This is a genomic window from Pseudomonas sp. CH61, from assembly GCF_059429415.1.
This window is the reverse complement of sequence record NZ_CM182098.1, coordinates 1,125,902-1,142,242: the sequence shown is the minus strand read 5'-3', so window position 1 is coordinate 1,142,242 and position 16,341 is coordinate 1,125,902. Positions and strand designations below refer to the sequence as shown.

Here is a 16,341-nt window from a genome sequence, read left to right as displayed (position 1 = left end):
TAAATCACTCATAGATAAACAGGTGCACACAAACGCAAACGCGGCGTGAGGAAAACCTCACGCCGCGTTTATTTGAGCAGACATAACAGGATTTACAGTGTTGAGTCGCGAGTACTCAGCTCTTTCAACTTGAGCTCAGCCAACGGGTGCCCCGCCTTGGCAGCGATGCTCCACCAGCGTGCGGCTTCAACAGGATCCGGCGGTTTGCTCGGTGTCCCGGTCAGGCTGATCACTCCGACCTGGTAAGCCGCTTTGCCATCACCCGCGAGGGCCGCCAGCCGCAACAGGCGCACACCTTCTTCACGTGCGCCCAGGCCGACGCCACGAAAGGTCAGGATATGCCCATAGAAGCTTTGCGCATCGACATCGCCGAGGTTGGCCATACGCGCAAACTGACCTTCGAGCCAGCGCCAGCCGCGCGGTTGGCGAACAAACCATGACCAGTGAAACAGCCTGCGGGCCAGCCAGTAACTGACCCGCGCCTTGAGTCGTAAAAACACTCAGGCCTCCGCCGATTCCGGGTACTCGTATTCAAAAACCCGGACGACTTCCGAGGCGTGCCAAGAGGCGGCGGCAACGCCATCAGACGGCCCGTGAAAACGCCCCAGACGTTCAACACATTCAAAGAAACCGGTGCGTGGCAGGCGACTCGCGCCTTGGCTGATCACCAGTGAACTGCGCAACGGTTGTTCGGCCTTGGCATCCAGCGCGGCCAGATGCTCAAGCGCGGCAGTCAAGGTTTGCATGGCCGGTGTCGGCAATTGCAACCGCTCGAGCAAGGCCCGATAAGTCAGCAGATGGCGCTGGCGGCGCGCCTGATCCAGTTCTCCGAGCAATCCGTCCCAATGTTGACGACTGATGCGTACGCTCACGATTCATCCCTCCACCCTGGCACCGTCAATTCCCAGGCCAGGCTGCGGCGAATCGCGGCGTCGGGCCGACGCTCGCCACTTTCGATCATGGCCAGATATGACGGGCTGATGCCTACCGTGCGGGCCAACGCCTCAATGGCGATGCCCTTCCCTTCGCGCAAACTGCGTAGTTGATCCAGACCCGGAAGAATCGTGTCTGGTGAGGCCGCGATCGGCGTGGCTGCCGGACGCGACGGTGCTTCGTTGATGCCTGCTGCTTTTAGTAGAGCCTGATACTGAGCCCACGGCAGAACCGCGTATTCGGGTTCGCCATCGCGTGCAATTATCTGAATATCCATGACTACCCCGTAGGACAACAACACTTAGCGAGTCGGCACTTTTCCCTAGAAGTGTAATCCTAACAGCGGCCAAGGTCGCGGGGGGTATCTATCTACAGGCAGACTGAATGAATCAGGGCTTTTTCGGCCCCTGAAGTTGCAGTTGTTCAGGGGTATCGGGCAGCCGTTCGACCACCGCGAGTTTTTCCGGTTGCTGGCGATTGCGCCAGAGGCGGAAGGCATTGAGTTCATCGTCGAGGGTTTTCATCAGCCAGGCGAGGACGGCGATGTCGTCGAGCATGCCGAATACAGGGATGAAATCCGGAATCGCATCCACCGGGCTGAGGAAGTACATCAAACCCGCCACCACCGAAACCAGTGCCTTGCCACTGATGGCCCGATACTCGCCGCGCCAATAAGCCAGGCACAGCGCCTGGAGCAAACGTAAATCATCCTTAAGTTTACCGAGACGATTGCCTTGCGCGGCGCCTTTGCTGGCGACCGCAAACAGCAAGGTCGGCAAACGCCCGCGCGCCAGCAGGCGGCCGGCCAAGGGCAGGAATCGAGCAAAATTCCACGGAGCTTTCATCTATTCCTCCCGTTGAAATGTTATCCACACAAATTGTGGATAACCTTGTGAACAGAGCTGCATTTCAGCGCTGGAAGCCCCGTTTCATAAGGGCTGCGCTCAGATCGGGCGTTTTTTACTCACATAAAAAACCCCAATATTTCATTGACTTGGCTGCTCAGGGCGGCTAGCGATGGCAGTCTCATTGGCTATGACTCTCCCGGCTGCCATCGGTTCGCTCTGTTTACCCTTGCCAGACTCCAGATGCAACAACGCCCCGCATAAGCGAGGCGTTGTTGTTGAAGCCTTTGCCAATTACTTGGCAGCAGCAGCTTCTTTGGCTGGATCCTTGATGGCCAGCAGTTCCAGGTCGAAGACCAGAACCGAGTTGGCCGGGATTGCCGGGCTTGGCGACTGAGCGCCGTAAGCCAGATCGCTAGGGATGTACAATTTGTACTTCTCGCCAACGTGCATCAGTTGCAGACCTTCAACCCAACCCGGGATCACGCCGCTTACCGGCAGATCGATCGGGCTGCCGCGCTCGACGGAGCTGTCGAATACGGTGCCGTTGGTCAGCTTGCCGGTGTAGTGAACAGTCACTACGTCAGTCGGCTTAGGCTGTGGGCCGTCAGCTTTCTTGACCACTTCGTATTGCAGGCCGGAAGCGGTGGTGGTTACACCCGCCTTCTTGCCGTTTTCTTCGAGGAACTTCTTGCCAGCCGCAGCCGACTCTTCGCTCATCTTGGCCATACGCTCTTCAGCACGCTTTTGCAGCGCGGCGAAAGCTTCGACCAGTTCTTCGTCTTTCAGCTTCTGTTCTTTCTTGCCGACGGCATCTTCGATGCCCTGGGCTACCGCTTTGGAGTCCAGATCATCCATGCCTTCCTGAGCCAGGCTCTTGCCCATGTTCAGGCCGATACCGTAGGAAGCTTTTTGCGCCGGGGTTTTCAGCTCTACGCTGGTCTGCGAATCACAACCCGCGAGGACCAGGCTAACCAGGGCAACCGCCGCCGCCAACCGATGCTGTTTCATGCTATTTCCTTGTTCATGCGCCGAAAGGGCAATCGAGTAAAGCCGCGAGCTTATCAGGCCGCCACGACCAATGGCTACCGGCATGAGAGCAGGAATCTTCCGATAAGTTCAGGGATTAAAACGCATTGCGGCGAAGCGACGATGAAGCTTCTGTCATCTTGTCCCGACAATCAGCGTCGTTTGTTCTTGCATCATCTGGCGTAATGGCCACTTGCCGCATAGGGCAGGCTCAGGCATAACAGCGGAACAATTTGACAAGGATGTTTATCTTGCGCCTTCTATTCCGTGTGCTGATTCTGATCGTCGTGCTGCTGGGACTCGTCCTCGCAGTGGTGCTGTACTACGTCGCCAACCCGAAATTGCCCTTCTACTCCCCCGCCGAGCAGGTGCATTACCTCGATCAGTGGAGTGACGAAGACCGGCAAACCTACTATTTCACGCCTCAGGGCACGCAGGTCAAAGGCCTGCGCTATGAGTGGTTCCAAGCGTTGGAACTGCCCTTCTCGGAGCGACGTTTCGCCTCACCCGATTACCTCGCGCGTTTCGGTTTTCTGATTGATCCGCAGCAGAAAGCCTCAGCGAAAAATCCGGGTAACCTCCCCGTCGGTTTTGCCCGGCACCAGAATCCCGGCAGCTCCGAGCAATATCTGGACATCACTTGCGCCGCTTGCCACACCGGCGAATTGCGCTTCAAAGGCCAGGCCGTACGGATTGACGGCGGTACTGCACAACATGTGCTGCCTTCCAGTGTTCCTACTTTACGCGGCGGCAGTTTCGGACAGGCTTTGGTGGCAAGTCTGACCTCGACCTACTACAACCCATGGAAATTCGAACGCTTTGCCAGAACCGTGTTGGGCGACGAATACAATGCGCGCCACGAGCAATTGCGCAAAGACTTCAAAACCTCTCTGAACACCTTCCTCAAGGTCGCCTGGAACGATACCCATCGCGGCCTCTATCCGACCGAAGAAGGTCCCGGCCGCGCCGACGCCTTCGGACGCATTGCCAATGCGACGTTTGGCGATGCGATTTCCCCCGCCAACTACCGCGTGGCCAATGCCCCGGTGGATTATCCGCAGCTCTGGGACATGTGGACGTTCGATTGGGTGCAGTGGAACGGCTCCGCACAGCAGCCGATGGCACGCAACATCGGCGAAGCATTGGGCGTCGGCGCCACCCTGAATTTTTTTGATACCAACGGTCAGCCGCTGCAAGGCACTGCACGCTATGCCTCCAGCGTGCGCGTGCGTGATTTGCACAAGATCGAAGAAACCCTGCAAAAGCTCAAGGCGCCCGCCTGGCCAGAGGAGCTGCTTGGCGCCATCGATAAACCACTGGCAGCCAAGGGGCGCACGCTGTTTGCCGAGAATTGCGCCGGTTGTCACGTACCGCGCCAGACGCAGGAAGGTGAGCGCTGGGTGCAGCATTTGCACATGCTACCGATCGATGTCATCGGCACCGACCCGACCGCCGCCAATAATATCGCCAGCCACCGTTTCGATCTGACTGCCCTGCAATGGGATCTGAAAGAACTCGAAACCATGGACGTCAAACTGCATCCGACGCCCAAGGAACCTCTGGATCTGAGCCAGTTGTCAGTGGCCAAAGGCCTGGCTTACGTCACCGCCTTCGTCGAAGATCGTGCCTACCGCGAAGCCAACGTCACGCCGCAGGAGAAACCGCAGTTGGACGGTTTCGGCCTGCCCATCGGCGTACGCGAAAAAGTCGCTTACAAGGCGCGCCCACTGGCCGGTGTCTGGGCCACTGCGCCGTTTCTGCACAACGGTTCGGTGCCGAGCATTTATCAGTTGCTGTCGCCGCAGGATGAACGCGCCACAACCTTCTTCAAAGGCACCTTCGAGTACGATCCGCGCCATCTGGGTTATCGCACCGAAGCGTTTACCAATGGCTTCCTGTTCGACACGCATATCACTGGCAACCACAACAGCGGTCATGAGTTTCGTGCCGGCGAACGCGGCAATGGCGTGATTGGTCGGCTATTGCAGCCCGAAGAACGCTGGGCACTTCTTGAGTACCTGAAAGTCCTCGGCGGCCCACTGGAGGCGCAACTGCCATGATCTCGACCTTCAAGAAAGAATTGCCGTTGTCGGCCAGAATCTGGTTATGGCTAGGACGTTTGCTTGGCAAAACGCTGCTGATTGTGGCCGCCATCGGCCTGCTCGGCTGGGCCATCGCCACGGCGTGGTTTGCCTGGCAACACCGTGGCCCGGTTTCAGCGCTGGAACAGATTCCACCCGGCGAAGCCGCGATGACTCAAGACGTGATTCAGACCGCCGTGCGCATCGTTGATCAGCACCGCGAAGGCACACGCTATCTGCGCGACGCACACGCCAAGGCTCATGGTTGCGTGAAGGCGCAGGTGCAGGTGTTGCCGGAACTGGCGCAGTCGCTGCGACAGGGCGTGTTCAGTGAGCCCGGCAAAACCTGGCAAGCGATGATTCGCCTGTCCAACGGCAATGCCTACCCACAGTTCGACAGCATCCGCGACGCCAGAGGCATGGCAATCAAACTGCTGGATGTTTCGGGAAAACAGCTGCTCGGCAACCGCCAGGCACAGCCTGAACAGGATTTCGTGATGTTCAGCCACCCGAACTTTTTTGTCAGCGATGTCGCCGAGTACCGTCAGAATGTGGCAGCGCAGGCTGACGGCAAAAAGGTCATGGCGTTTTTCCCCGGATGGGACCCGCGCACCTGGCAGATCCGCCATTTGTTTATCGCGCTGGCAACCTTGTCGCCGCCGCCGGATAGCCCGACGGCGACGACCTACTTTTCGGTTTCGCCCTACAAATTCGGTGAGGCGAATGCGAAATTCCGGGTCGCGCCGGATCCGGACAATTGCCCCGCGTACACATTGCCCAAACATAATCACGACCTGCCGAACTTCCTGCGCAGCGCGTTGAATCAGCAGCTGTCGACGGATCGTGTACCCGCCTGCTTCGTGCTGCAGATTCAGCGTCAGGATGCCCATCAATACATGCCGATCGAGGACACCAGCATTGAATGGCGCGAGCAGGATTCGCCCTTCGAAACCGTGGCGCGGGTCACCCTGCCGCCGCAGGATTTCGATACCCCGGCGTTGAATCTGCAATGCGATAACCTGTCGTTCAACCCTTGGTTTGGCATTGAACCGCATCGACCGATCGGTGGGATCAACCGCTTGCGTAAAGCGGTTTACGAGGCAGTCAGTGATTATCGTCACCTGCGTAATGACAAATGATCACTCTGCCCGCTCGGCAATCACCGCTACTACCTCGCCAGACGGCCTGATCCGTCCGACATCCGGCCATGTCTTGCTCGGGACCATGACACCCAAGGACCCGACAGCCGCAACTTTGTCGATAAACATTTGCGGGGTTATCTGACCCGAGACTATTTTCTGCTCCAGCCCTTCGTCGAACTCCGCTAGCAACCCTGTTATCAGAGACGTTTCAGACTTGGCAAAGCGCAACACAGCCCCATCCGAAGTAACAAGAAACAAACGCTGATGGGGGGCTGCCAATAGTCGGTTGAGCCCGACCTTGAGGTCGGCAGGGGAGAAAAAGTGCTCGTCTCCCTCACCCTGCAAAATGTCAGCCACGAATGGTTGGGTCGAGTGATAGATGCCATGCACACGAAAGTCTCTGGGCAGCATCGGATTACCATGCTGATCCTTGGGAAAAAGCGTCGCCCGGTCAAAATCGACGTACTGGCTGAAACTCGGTGCCGTGGCGACGAACACGTCTTGGATTTTGTGCTTGAGGATAAAGCCCATCGATTGCCGACCGGCCGACGTCTCCCGGTGTCGAAGGCGCAGGTGATATGCGACTTCCCGGGCGTCCTGGCAGACCTGGCCAAAGATCGGCATCTGCGGATTGGAGGGTGTTTCCTGAAAGATGTCCGAGCGCCAACTGGCTTTGATCACTCCCCGTTTGCGCCAAAGGACACCCGACACAACCGTGACAACCTCACCCGCCGTAACAGCCAATAGAATCCAGATACTGCTCGGCAACTGGCCTCGCCCATACATATTTTCAAACATTCGCACTGCACCACTGCGGTCTCTGGCAATTCGGGGTGCCAACTCCTGTTCAAATACCGAATTCGTTGAGGTGTACGAAAGCAAGTTACCGTCTACTGACAGGTAGCACCTGGTGTACTGTCGACGTGAACTCATAACGTCAGACAGGTCGGATATAGAGAAAAAGCGGTTGCGCTGGCTCCACTCCGACACCGTTTCTCCGACGCCTTGATCGCTCGCGGAATGCATGCGGAACACGGCTTCGACCGTATAGCCTTGCGGAACGCTCAGTTGACCGGTTGCACTCACGGATACGACGAGTGAAATCAGCGGTTCAGGTTGTTCGTCGTCCTCAGCTTCTTCAGTAGGCGTAGCACTGTGTTCTGCGGCTTCGGCGAAGAAAAACCGACCATCTTCGTCTTTGAGGATGAACCAGCGAAGTTCGGTCCCGCGCTGAAAAATCAACACGTCGTGCAGGCAAGCTGCTGCATCATCACAGGTCAGGAAGGACGGGTTGTACGCCCGGAATATTTTGTCTTGCGACTCTTCTGTGGCTTCTTCGGAAGGGGAAGTATCCATGCGCTCGGTCTCTCGGTAGGCAATGAATCAATTCATGACTCGAAAAGAGTCATGAACAACGTTGCCCATTGTCCGAAAGCGGCTTGGCTGGCAGGCACTACATAGATATATGCAGCGAAAAATACTCAAACGCCAGACAGCAAAAAGCCCGCACCAGGCGGGCTTTCTGTGGAATCTGGCGTTCAGTGTTCCAGATTCCGAATATGGCGCAGCGGACGGGACTCGAACCCGCGACCCCCGGCGTGACAGGCCGGTATTCTAACCGACTGAACTACCGCTGCGCGAAACGCTTGAAACGAATGGTGGGTGATGACGGGATCGAACCGCCGACATTCTGCTTGTAAGGCAGACGCTCTCCCAGCTGAGCTAATCACCCTTCGCTTCGTTACGGGACGCATTATGCCACAAGTTTTCGTAATGTGTTGATTTAATTGAAGTTTTTTTCAAATAAATCCGAAAACAGGTGAAACGACACATCCCGCGGGTACAACCTTGGAGCAGAAAAAAACCCGCCTTGGCGGGTTTTTCCGTGGTGACCTGGCGTTCAGTGGTCCAGGTTACCGAATATGGCGCAGCGGACGGGACTCGAACCCGCGACCCCCGGCGTGACAGGCCGGTATTCTAACCGACTGAACTACCGCTGCGCTAAACACTTGAAACGAATGGTGGGTGATGACGGGATCGAACCGCCGACATTCTGCTTGTAAGGCAGACGCTCTCCCAGCTGAGCTAATCACCCTTCGCTTCGGTGTGGCGCGCATTCTACGGAGCGACCCAACCTCTGGCAAGCACTTTTTTAAATAATTTTCTCAGGCCTTCCAAAGGCTTAGAGAAGGGTTGGCCTATGAGACGGCGAAGACAATAATGCCCCCCTTTGTATAAAGGAGAGACTCACCCCATGTGGTTCAAAAACCTGCTTATCTATCGCCTGACCCAAGACCTGCCTGTCGATGCCGAGGCGCTGGAAACTGCACTGGCCACCAAACTGGCGCGTCCATGTGCAAGCCAGGAGTTGACCACCTACGGTTTCGTCGCGCCGTTCGGCAAAGGCGAAGATGCTCCATTGGTGCACGTCAGCGGTGACTTCCTGCTGATTTCTGCGCGTAAAGAAGAACGCATTCTGCCGGGCAGCGTCGTGCGTGACGCGGTCAAGGAAAAGGTCGAAGAGATCGAAGCCGAGCAGATGCGCAAGGTCTATAAGAAGGAACGCGATCAGATCAAGGATGAAATCATCCAGGCCTTCCTGCCGCGCGCCTTTATCCGTCGCTCGTCGACCTTCGCCGCCATCGCGCCGAAACAGGGCCTGATCCTGGTCAACTCGGCCAGCCCGAAACGCGCTGAAGACCTGCTGTCGACCCTGCGTGAAGTGATCGGCACCCTGCCCGTTCGTCCGCTGACCGTGAAAATGTCGCCAACCGCGACCATGACCGAATGGGTCACCACACAGAAAGCCGCCGACGACTTCTATGTACTCGACGAGTGCGAACTGCGCGACACCCACGAAGACGGCGGTATCGTGCGTTGCAAGCGTCAGGACCTGACCAGCGAAGAAATCCAGCTGCACCTGAGCACCGGCAAAGTGGTCACTCAATTGTCGCTGGCCTGGCAGGACAAGCTGTCGTTCATGCTCGACGACAAGATGACCGTCAAACGTCTGAAGTTCGAAGATCTGTTGCAGGATCAGGCGGAACAGGACGGTGGTGATGAAGCGCTGGGTCAACTGGATGCCAGCTTCACCCTGATGATGCTGACGTTTGGCGACTTCCTGCCGGCGTTGGTGGAAGCGTTGGGTGGGGAAGAGACTCCTCAAGGCATCTAAAGCCGTGTGATGTCCAAACTGTAGGAGTGAGCCTGCTCGCGATGAGGGACTGACATTCAACTTATGTGTTGATTGAAAGATCGCTATCGCGAGCAGGCTCACTCCTACATTGGTTTTGTGTTGTTCATTTAATAATAAGGATCAGGCCATGCGCGCACTGGCTGCACTCAGCCGCTTTGTCGGCAATACCTTCGCTTACTGGGTTCTGATTTTCGCGGTGATTGCGTTCCTGCAACCGGCGTGGTTCCTCGGCCTGAAAAGCGCGATCGTACCGTTGCTCGGGCTGGTGATGTTCGGCATGGGCCTGACCCTCAAACTCGACGACTTCGCTGCCGTTGCCCGCCATCCGTGGCGCGTGGCGCTGGGCGTAGTCGCGCATTTCGTGATCATGCCCGGTGTGGCGTGGTTGCTCTGCCAAGTGTTCCACCTGCCGCCGGAAATCGCCGTCGGGGTGATTCTGGTCGGCTGCTGCCCGAGCGGCACGTCGTCCAACGTCATGACCTGGCTGGCCCGTGGTGATCTGGCGTTGTCGGTGGCCATTGCTGCCGTCACCACCCTCCTCGCCCCGCTGCTGACCCCGGCGCTGATCTGGCTGCTGGCCTCGGCGTGGCTGCCGGTGTCGTTCATGGAGTTGTTCTGGTCGATCCTGCAAGTGGTGTTGCTGCCGATCATTCTCGGCGTAGTTGCCCAGCGTTTGCTCGGCGACAAAGTGCGCCACGCGGTGGATGTGTTGCCGCTGGTTTCGGTGGTCAGCATCGTCATTATCGTCACCGCCGTGGTGGCCGCCAGTCAGGCGAAAATCGCCGAATCCGGTCTGTTGATCATGGCCGTGGTCATGCTGCACAACAGCTTCGGTTATTTGCTGGGCTACTTCACCGGGCGCCTGTTCAAGTTACCGCTGGCCCAGCGCAAGTCGTTGGCACTGGAAGTGGGAATGCAGAATTCGGGGTTGGGTGCGGCATTGGCCAGTGCGCATTTTTCGCCATTGGCGGCGGTGCCGAGTGCGCTGTTCAGCGTCTGGCACAATATTTCCGGCGCACTGCTGTCGACGTACTTCCGGCGCATGAGTGAAAAAGAAGATCGCGAGACACTGGCGCAGCGAGCGGCTGACTGACCTCGAAAACTTGATCCCCGGGTTAATGCTGGTCAAACTAGCGCGCAACGCGGGGACGACCTTGCGGCTCGAACGAGTCATTAATCTGGGGACGACCCCGTCAATCGATGGAGGTCTTTCATGTCCTGGATCATTCTGTTTTTCGCCGGCCTGTTCGAAGTCGGCTGGGCCGTCGGCCTGAAATACACCGACGGTTTCACCCGCCCGCTGCCCACCGTACTGACCGTTGCGGCCATGGCTATCAGTCTGGGTCTGCTGGGTCTGGCGATGAAGGAATTGCCGCTGGGCACGGCTTATGCGATCTGGACCGGTGTCGGTGCGGTGGGCACGGTGATAGCCGGGATCTTGCTGTTTGGCGAGTCGATGGCGTTGATTCGGCTGGCCAGTGTGGCGCTGATCATTACCGGATTGATTGGCCTTAAGGTCAGCGCTTAAGCCACTACCGCTTTCGCGAGCAGGCTCGCTCCTACAGGGAAACGCATTTCAAATGTAGGAGTGAGCCTGCTCGCGATGAGGCCCTTAAAATCGCCGACTATCTGACAGCGCCGCGCAACTCCCCCACCAACGCCTGCAACTTCGCCGGCTCCGCCGCAACAACCTCCACCGGCGCACCCGCCACCAACGTCACCCGCGACCACAACCGCCGAAACACACCTTTATTCGGATCGCGACTGAAGAAACTCCCCCACAACCCCTGCAATGCCAACGGAATCACCGGCACCGGCGTCTCTTCCAGAATCCGCGTCAGCCCGCCTCTGAACTCGTTCATCTCGCCATCGGCAGTCAACTTGCCTTCCGGGAAGATGCACACCAGCTCACCGTCCTTCAGATATTGAGCAATCCGAGTGAAGGCCTTTTCGTAGATCTGGATGTCTTCGTTACGCCCGGCAATCGGAATTGTCCCCGCGGTACGGAAGATAAAGTTCAGCACCGGCAGGTTGTAGATTTTGTAGTACATGACAAAGCGAATCGGCCGACGCACTGCACCACCAATCAGCAAGGCATCGACGAACGACACGTGATTGCACACCAATAGCGCGGCGCCCTCATCGGGGATCGCCTCAAGGTTGCGGTGCTCGACGCGGTACATGGAATGGCTGAGCAGCCAGATCATGAAACGCATGCTGAACTCGGGGACGATCTTGAAGATGTAGGCATTAACGCCAATGTTCAGCAGCGACACCACGAGGAACAACTGCGGGATCGACAGCTTGGCCACACTCAACAACACGATCGAGACGATGGCCGAGACCACCATAAACAACGCGTTGAGAATGTTGTTGGCGGCAATCACTCGCGCGCGCTCGTTCTCGGCGGTGCGCGACTGGATCAAGGCATACAGCGGCACAATGTAGAAACCGCCGAAAACGCCGAGGCCCAAGATGTCAATCAGCACTGCCCAGGTGTGCACAAAGCCCAGCACTTCAATCCAGCTGTGGCCGGTGACACTGTCGGGGATTCCCCCGGAATGCCACCACAGCAGCAGACCAAACACGGTCAGACCGAATGAGCCGAACGGCACCAGACCGATCTCGACCTTGCGCCCGGACAGCTTCTCGCAAAGCATCGAACCCAGCGCGATACCAACCGAGAATACGGTGAGAATCAGGGTGACCACGGTCTCATCGCCGTGCATCCATTCCTTGGCATAGGCCGGAATCTGCGTCAGGTAAATCGCCCCGACAAACCAGAACCACGAGTTGCCGACAATCGAGCGCGACACCGCCGGGGTCTGGCCCAGACCGAGCTTCAATGTGGCCCACGACTGGCTGAAGATATTCCAGTTCAGGCGCATTTCCGGGGAGGACGCCGCCGCGCGCGGAATGCTGCGGCTGGCCAGATAGCCCAGCACGGCAATCCCGACGATCGCGCAGGACACCAACGGCGCATAGTGACTCGAAGACATGATGACCCCGGCGCCAATCGTCCCGGCGAGAATCGCCAGAAACGTGCCCATCTCCACCAGGCCGTTACCGCCTACCAACTCATCCTCGCGCAGTGCCTGCGGCAGGATCGAGTACTTCACCGGCCCGAACAACGCCGAATGCGTGCCCATGGCGAACAGTGCCACCAGCATCAGCGACAAGTGATCAAAGAGGAAACCGACCGATCCTACGGCCATGATCGCGATTTCCGCGAGTTTGATCAGACGGATCAGCGCGTCTTTGGCGAACTTTTCACCAAACTGCCCGGCCAGTGCCGAAAATAGAAAAAACGGCAGGATAAACAGCAACGCACACAGGTTGACCCAGATCGAACGGTCACCCTCGATGGTCAGCCGGTAGAGAATGGCGAGGATCAGCGACTGCTTGAACACGTTGTCGTTGAACGCACCGAGCGACTGCGTGATGAAGAACGGCAAGAAGCGCCGGGTGCGCAGCAGGTTGAACTGTGAGGGGTGACTCATCTTCCGTGTTTCCCTGATGTTTAAGGTAGAGAGGCCTGGGTACTGCTTATTGGAATCCCGAAGCGCGATCCAGGCCACACCTTACCTAAAACTTTCAGGTTATTTCTTCAAACCTGCGATGCACGGCGAGACGAACAGCTCGCCACGCCAGGCGCCTTGCACTGTGCGTTTACCGACGATCAGCCACATCACCGCCAGCAACATCACCAACAGCGTGCCGACGACGCTGAAAAACGTCAGGTTCAGGGTGCTCGCCAGTTTCAGGGTTGCCAGCGAATACACGCCCAACGGAAAGGTAAAGCCCCACCAGCCGAGGTTGAACGGAATGCCGTCGCGCAGGTAGCGCACGGTGATCAGCAACGCCATCAACATCCACCACAGACCAAAACCCCACAGGGTGATCCCTGCAATAAGCCCAAGACCCGAGGCGATTTCACCGATGCTTGGCAGACCATTCGCCGCGAAGATCGCAGGCGCATCTCCACCGAGCAGCAACATGCCCAGCGCACCGGTGCCGATCGGGCCGAGAGCCAGCCAGCTCGAGGCTGCCATGTTTTCGTGGGGCAGTTTATGCAGGGCCATGCGCAGCAGCAGGATCGTCAGAATGCTGAACGCTACCGGCAGGGAAAAGGCCCAGAGCACGTAGCTCGTCGTCAGCACCACCAGTTGTGAGTGAGCATCGGTGAGATGCGGTGCAAGCAAACCACCGCTGGCCGCCGCCACTTCTGCTGCCACGACCGGCAGCAGCCAAACCGCAGTCATCTGGTCGATGCTGTGTTCCTGGCGGGTAAACATCATGTACGGAATCAACACACCACAGGCCAGCGACATGGCCACATCGACCCACCACAACACTTCGGCGAGATGAATCACGCCGTCGCCCCAACGTGGCAGGCCGAACAGCAGAAAACCGTTGATAATCGTTGCCAGGCCCATGGGAATGGTGCCGAAGAACATCGACACCGTGGAGTGGCCGAAAATCCGCCGCGCTTCATCGAAGAACAAGATCCAGCGCGCAGCGTAGGCAGCGGTAAACACGCTGAACAACAGAATGTTGAACAGCCACAAACCTTCAGCGATAGCGTGCAGGCCTGGAATGGCCAAGGGCAGTTGCGCCAGCGCCAACGCCAGCACACCCGTGCCCATGGTGGCGGCAAACCAGTTCGGGGTGAACTGGCGGATCACTTCGCGCGGATGCTGAAGCTGGCTGAACGGCTTGATGCCGGGTTTGGCGCTGTTGGGGCAAATCATCATGAACTCCTGTCCTCTGGTGAGGTTGAGTCCATGGTAGAACCGAATCGAATATCTATATAACGGGTAATATCTCTAACTGTTATCTGTTTTACCAATAAGAAGTCAGACGCTGCCTTCGCTCTCGATTACCAGAATCCGCGCTGCGCCTTGCGGATGGGCGACGTGCTCAGTGCCGACGCTCGCATAGAAGATGTCGCCGACATCAAGTTGCACCTGTTTTTCTTCGCCCTGCTCGCGGTAATGCATCAGCACTTGGCCATCGAGCACCACAAACACTTCCTCGCCGTCATTGACATGCCATTTGTACGGCTGATCCGTCCAGTGCAGGCGTGTGGTGATGCCGTTCATGTTGGCGATGTCCAGCGCGCCCCAGGCGCGCTCGGCGGTGAAGGTCTTGCTGCGGATAATCTTCATGAGTCGATCCGTGAGAAGAAGGCTGGCCAAGGCTAACCGAAACCGCAGCGATTATGGAGCGCGGCACACTTTGGCCGGCGCAGGACGCAGGCTGAGCAACAACGCGCCGACGGCCAGCACAATCAACACCGCACCGTAACCATCGGTGGTCGCCAGCAAACCGTAGCTGCGCGACAAGTGCCCGGCGAGCAACGCCGGCAGGCAGAACGCCAGATAACTGAGCACGTAATACGCCGCCATCAACCCCGCGCGCTCATGGGCCAAGGCCAGCGGCACCAGACTGCGCACGGCACCGAGAAATCCCGAGCCAAAGCCGCAACCGGCCACCAGCGTGCCAAGGAAAAACAACGCCAGGCTGGCGCTGTGCACACCCAGCAGAATCAACACCAGGCCGATCGGCAACAGGCTCGCGCCCAACTGCAATGCCCTTGTCGCGGGACGATTGCGCAGCGTGAAAATCATCAATGCTCCGGTCACCGTCAAGGCTGCCACGGTTGCGCCGCCGATCAGATTGGAAGTCGAACCGGTGGCGGTGCGCACCAGCGATGGCGCGAGGGAGGCGTAGAAACCACCGAGCGCCCAGGTTGCCGTATTCAGCGGCAACACGCGCCACAACGTTGAACGTGCCTGCACCGGCACATGCAAAGTCGGCCTCAACGATGCCCACGCTCCGGCTTGCGGCGTAACGCTTTCCGGCAGACGCCAAACGTATAACGCCTGCAATACAAACAGCGCCAGCAGCAGCCAGTAAGTCAGTTGCAACGGCGCGGGGGCGAACTCGGCCAGCAATCCGCAGCCCATGCCACCCAGCGCCATGCCCAGCAACGGCGCGACACTGTTGATCAGCGGTCCTTGCTGACGATCGGTGTCCAGCAACGTGGCACTCAAAACGGCGGTGGCCATGCCAGTAGCGAAGCCTTGCAGTACGCGTGCTGCGATCAACCCACTGACGCTGTCGGCATAAATGAACAGCAACATCGCCAACGCGTTGAGCAGCACCGAAGTGAAGATCACCGGTTTGCGCCCGAGGTGATCCGACAGCGAACCGACGGTCAGTAGCGCCGCCAGCAGACTCAGGGCGTAGACCCCGAAAATCAGGGTCAGCACCGTTGCCGAGAAATGCAGTTGATCCTGATACAAGTGATACAGCGGCGTCGGCGCAGTGGAAGCGGCGAGAAAACTGAGTAAGGTGATCGCCAGAAACCACAGATTCGAACGATGTGAAACAGCGCTATTCATGTGCACACTCCGCAAAAGCTAATTTTTTGCTTTTGCGGAGTGTGCTACTGCTCAACGCTTAAAGCAAATTCTTTGTGTTAAGGTCTGCCGCATGGCTATTAAAGAAGGTTTACGCCCCGGCGGCCGCAGTGCCCGGGTGCAAGAGTCGATTCATTCGGCAGTCCACGCGCTTCTGCAAGAACAGGAGCGCTCGACCGTGACCGTCCCGCAAATCGCCGCTCGCGCAGGAGTTACACCGTCGACGATCTATCGACGTTGGGGTGATCTTTCGGCGTTATTGGCCGACGTCGCCCTCGCCCGCATGCGCCCCGACAGCGAGCCGGCGCAAACCGGCAGCTTGCGCAGTGATATTCGCGCGTGGGCCGAGCAGTATCTCGATGAGATGAGCTCCGAGCCTGGGCGCAACATGATGCGCGACGTGCAGGCCAGCGCTACGCCGGGGTATTGCGTGACGATCATTGGTGCGCAATTGCAGACGATCATCGAGCGACATCCCGATGAGGCGGCGCCGAGTGTTGATCGGTTGATCAATCTGGTGGTCGCGCCGGTGGTGTTTCGGATTCTGTTTTCGGCGGCGGCGCTGGAAGTGGAAGAATTGCATTATCTGATCGATATCGCGCTGCGGCTGGACTGACGCCATCGCGAGCAGGCTCACTCCTACAGGGGAATGCATTTCAAATGTAGGCCTTCGCCTGCTCGCGATGGGGC

At 58.0% G+C, this 16,341-nt stretch carries 16 protein-coding genes and 4 tRNA genes; 6 read left to right on the top strand and 14 right to left on the bottom strand.

Annotated features, from left to right (window positions below):
* Positions 1 to 92 precede the first annotated feature (92 nt).
* The 5 genes from AC5SEM_RS05225 to bamJ all read right to left on the bottom strand — a co-directional run bounded on the left by AC5SEM_RS05225 (position 93) and on the right by bamJ (position 2,789).
* Positions 93 to 500, bottom strand: a complete 408-nt coding sequence (locus AC5SEM_RS05225; protein WP_495472313.1) for a tetratricopeptide repeat protein — start codon at positions 498 to 500, stop codon at positions 93 to 95.
* On the bottom strand, positions 501 to 872 hold the full coding sequence (locus tag AC5SEM_RS05220; RefSeq protein ID WP_077571751.1) for a hypothetical protein: 372 nt from the start codon (positions 870 to 872) through the stop codon (positions 501 to 503).
* The gene (locus AC5SEM_RS05215) at positions 869 to 1,210 is read right to left on the bottom strand and encodes a helix-turn-helix domain-containing protein (protein WP_495472312.1); all 342 of its coding nucleotides are present in this window, start codon (positions 1,208 to 1,210) and stop codon (positions 869 to 871) included. Before AC5SEM_RS05215 ends, AC5SEM_RS05220 begins: the two co-directional genes overlap by 4 nt.
* A 112-nt stretch (positions 1,211 to 1,322) precedes the next feature.
* Positions 1,323 to 1,778: a YkvA family protein gene (locus AC5SEM_RS05210; RefSeq protein ID WP_077571749.1), complete on the bottom strand. Its 456-nt coding sequence runs from the start codon at positions 1,776 to 1,778 to the stop codon at positions 1,323 to 1,325.
* Positions 1,779 to 2,072: 294 nt separating this feature from the next.
* Positions 2,073 to 2,789, bottom strand: coding sequence for a BamJ family beta-barrel-assembly machinery protein (gene bamJ, locus AC5SEM_RS05205; RefSeq protein WP_007919751.1), 717 nt, complete (start codon positions 2,787 to 2,789; stop codon positions 2,073 to 2,075).
* A gap of 269 nt (positions 2,790 to 3,058) precedes the next feature.
* On the opposite strand from bamJ, the gene AC5SEM_RS05200 reads away from it, so the two are divergent.
* Positions 3,059 to 4,867, top strand: a complete 1,809-nt coding sequence (locus AC5SEM_RS05200) for a di-heme-cytochrome C peroxidase (protein WP_495472311.1) — start codon at positions 3,059 to 3,061, stop codon at positions 4,865 to 4,867.
* Positions 4,864 to 6,027 carry a catalase family protein gene (locus tag AC5SEM_RS05195; RefSeq protein WP_495472310.1) on the top strand — a complete coding sequence of 388 codons (1,164 nt, stop codon included), beginning with the start codon at positions 4,864 to 4,866 and terminating at the stop codon, positions 6,025 to 6,027. Before AC5SEM_RS05200 ends, AC5SEM_RS05195 begins: the two co-directional genes overlap by 4 nt.
* On the opposite strand, the gene AC5SEM_RS05190 is transcribed toward AC5SEM_RS05195, so the two are convergent.
* The 5 genes from AC5SEM_RS05190 to AC5SEM_RS05170 form a co-directional block, all read right to left on the bottom strand.
* Positions 6,028 to 7,386: a hypothetical protein gene (locus AC5SEM_RS05190; protein ID WP_495472309.1), complete on the bottom strand. Its 1,359-nt coding sequence runs from the start codon at positions 7,384 to 7,386 to the stop codon at positions 6,028 to 6,030.
* A 204-nt stretch (positions 7,387 to 7,590) separates the two neighbouring features.
* Positions 7,591 to 7,667, bottom strand: a tRNA-Asp gene (locus AC5SEM_RS05185).
* A 19-nt stretch (positions 7,668 to 7,686) separates the two neighbouring features.
* Positions 7,687 to 7,762: transfer RNA gene (locus tag AC5SEM_RS05180), tRNA-Val, on the bottom strand.
* Positions 7,763 to 7,953: 191 nt separating this feature from the next.
* Positions 7,954 to 8,030, bottom strand: a tRNA-Asp gene (locus tag AC5SEM_RS05175).
* A gap of 19 nt (positions 8,031 to 8,049) precedes the next feature.
* Positions 8,050 to 8,125: transfer RNA gene (locus tag AC5SEM_RS05170), tRNA-Val, on the bottom strand.
* Positions 8,126 to 8,284: 159 nt separating this feature from the next.
* Between AC5SEM_RS05170 and rdgC the strand changes: the two genes are divergently transcribed.
* The 3 genes from rdgC to sugE all read left to right on the top strand — a co-directional run bounded on the left by rdgC (position 8,285) and on the right by sugE (position 10,754).
* On the top strand, positions 8,285 to 9,205 hold the full coding sequence (rdgC, locus tag AC5SEM_RS05165) for a recombination-associated protein RdgC (RefSeq protein ID WP_007919763.1): 921 nt from the start codon (positions 8,285 to 8,287) through the stop codon (positions 9,203 to 9,205).
* Positions 9,206 to 9,353: 148 nt separating this feature from the next.
* The gene (locus AC5SEM_RS05160) at positions 9,354 to 10,319 is read left to right on the top strand and encodes a bile acid:sodium symporter family protein (protein ID WP_077571745.1); all 966 of its coding nucleotides are present in this window, start codon (positions 9,354 to 9,356) and stop codon (positions 10,317 to 10,319) included.
* A gap of 120 nt (positions 10,320 to 10,439) precedes the next feature.
* The gene (sugE, locus tag AC5SEM_RS05155; protein WP_077571744.1) at positions 10,440 to 10,754 is read left to right on the top strand and encodes a quaternary ammonium compound efflux SMR transporter SugE; all 315 of its coding nucleotides are present in this window, start codon (positions 10,440 to 10,442) and stop codon (positions 10,752 to 10,754) included.
* Positions 10,755 to 10,851: 97 nt separating this feature from the next.
* Here sugE and AC5SEM_RS05150 read toward each other — a convergent pair whose 3' ends face one another.
* From AC5SEM_RS05150 to AC5SEM_RS05135, 4 genes are all read right to left on the bottom strand, one after another.
* Positions 10,852 to 12,726, bottom strand: a complete 1,875-nt coding sequence (locus AC5SEM_RS05150) for an MFS transporter (RefSeq protein WP_495472308.1) — start codon at positions 12,724 to 12,726, stop codon at positions 10,852 to 10,854.
* Positions 12,727 to 12,825: 99 nt separating this feature from the next.
* Positions 12,826 to 13,977 (bottom strand): TDT family transporter, encoded by a 1,152-nt coding sequence (locus AC5SEM_RS05145; protein WP_495472307.1) that lies wholly within the window; start codon positions 13,975 to 13,977, stop codon positions 12,826 to 12,828.
* Positions 13,978 to 14,082: 105 nt separating this feature from the next.
* Positions 14,083 to 14,394 (bottom strand): cupin domain-containing protein, encoded by a 312-nt coding sequence (locus tag AC5SEM_RS05140; RefSeq protein ID WP_116032295.1) that lies wholly within the window; start codon positions 14,392 to 14,394, stop codon positions 14,083 to 14,085.
* A 51-nt stretch (positions 14,395 to 14,445) separates the two neighbouring features.
* On the bottom strand, positions 14,446 to 15,633 hold the full coding sequence (locus AC5SEM_RS05135) for an MFS transporter (protein ID WP_116032299.1): 1,188 nt from the start codon (positions 15,631 to 15,633) through the stop codon (positions 14,446 to 14,448).
* A gap of 91 nt (positions 15,634 to 15,724) precedes the next feature.
* Here AC5SEM_RS05135 and AC5SEM_RS05130 point away from each other — a divergent pair, with 91 nt between their 5' ends.
* Positions 15,725 to 16,267, top strand: a complete 543-nt coding sequence (locus AC5SEM_RS05130) for a TetR/AcrR family transcriptional regulator (RefSeq protein ID WP_123592717.1) — start codon at positions 15,725 to 15,727, stop codon at positions 16,265 to 16,267.
* Positions 16,268 to 16,341 lie beyond the last annotated feature (74 nt).

Excerpts from the sequence above, each read along its gene's own strand:
- bamJ (WP_007919751.1), bottom strand. The coding sequence starts at position 2,789 with ATGAAACAGCATCGGTTGGCGGCGGCGGTTGCCCTGGTTAGCCTGGTC.
- AC5SEM_RS05160 (WP_077571745.1), top strand. The coding sequence starts at position 9,354 with ATGCGCGCACTGGCTGCACTCAGCCGCTTTGTCGGCAATACCTTCGCT.
- sugE (WP_077571744.1), top strand. The coding sequence starts at position 10,440 with ATGTCCTGGATCATTCTGTTTTTCGCCGGCCTGTTCGAAGTCGGCTGG.
- rdgC (WP_007919763.1), top strand. The coding sequence starts at position 8,285 with ATGTGGTTCAAAAACCTGCTTATCTATCGCCTGACCCAAGACCTGCCT.
- AC5SEM_RS05130 (WP_123592717.1), top strand. The coding sequence starts at position 15,725 with ATGGCTATTAAAGAAGGTTTACGCCCCGGCGGCCGCAGTGCCCGGGTG.
- AC5SEM_RS05210 (WP_077571749.1), bottom strand. The coding sequence starts at position 1,778 with ATGAAAGCTCCGTGGAATTTTGCTCGATTCCTGCCCTTGGCCGGCCGC.
- AC5SEM_RS05150 (WP_495472308.1), bottom strand. The coding sequence starts at position 12,726 with ATGAGTCACCCCTCACAGTTCAACCTGCTGCGCACCCGGCGCTTCTTG.
- AC5SEM_RS05145 (WP_495472307.1), bottom strand. The coding sequence starts at position 13,977 with ATGATTTGCCCCAACAGCGCCAAACCCGGCATCAAGCCGTTCAGCCAG.
- AC5SEM_RS05195 (WP_495472310.1), top strand. The coding sequence starts at position 4,864 with ATGATCTCGACCTTCAAGAAAGAATTGCCGTTGTCGGCCAGAATCTGG.
- AC5SEM_RS05215 (WP_495472312.1), bottom strand. The coding sequence starts at position 1,210 with ATGGATATTCAGATAATTGCACGCGATGGCGAACCCGAATACGCGGTT.
- AC5SEM_RS05135 (WP_116032299.1), bottom strand. The coding sequence starts at position 15,633 with ATGAATAGCGCTGTTTCACATCGTTCGAATCTGTGGTTTCTGGCGATC.
- AC5SEM_RS05190 (WP_495472309.1), bottom strand. The coding sequence starts at position 7,386 with ATGGATACTTCCCCTTCCGAAGAAGCCACAGAAGAGTCGCAAGACAAA.
- AC5SEM_RS05140 (WP_116032295.1), bottom strand. The coding sequence starts at position 14,394 with ATGAAGATTATCCGCAGCAAGACCTTCACCGCCGAGCGCGCCTGGGGC.